The organism is Actinomadura formosensis NBRC 14204, from assembly GCF_001552155.1.
In the GTDB taxonomy this organism is placed as follows: Bacteria; Actinomycetota; Actinomycetes; order Streptosporangiales; family Streptosporangiaceae; genus Spirillospora; species Spirillospora formosensis.
Window position 1 is genome coordinate 1 of sequence record NZ_BCQQ01000339.1, and the last position, 501, is coordinate 501.

Genomic DNA, 501 nt, shown 5'->3' on the forward strand with positions numbered 1-501 from the left:
CGGTGCTCCGCTTCGCCGTCGCGGCTCCGGTGGGACGCTCGGCGAGCCTGTTCTGCAGATGACCGGCCAGCGCCGTCGGAGTCGGATGGTCGAAGATCAGCGTCGGGGGCAGGCGGAGTTGCGTCGCGCTGGTGATGCGGTTGCGCAGCTCGACGGCCGTGAGTGAGTCGAAGCCGAGCTCCTTGAACGGCCGGTCGGCGACGATCGTCCCGGCCGTGGAATGCCCCAGGACGGCTGCCGCCTGATCGCGGACGACTTTGAGCAGGTGCTCCAGCTGCTGCTCCGGGTTCAGTTGAGCGAGCTGCTGCGCGAGTGCGTTCGTCGAGGACGAGGAGGAGGACGCGCGACGTCCGCGCGGCGCCAGGCCGCGCAGGAGCGGTGACGAGTTGTGCTCGGTGGTCGCGGCGGTGATGGGCGTCGCGATCAGGTGTGGTGTGTCCAGCTGGAGCGCGGCGTCGAGGAGTGCGAGGCCCTGCTCGTCGGTGAGCGGGTGCATTCCGG

The 501-nt window shown here is 70.3% G+C and carries 1 protein-coding gene; it reads right to left on the reverse strand.

The genetic code is table 11. From position 1 onward, the window contains the following. Nucleotides 1-501: acyl carrier protein (locus AF1_RS32830; RefSeq protein ID WP_169804080.1), on the reverse strand; the 501-nt coding region annotated here is incomplete at both ends.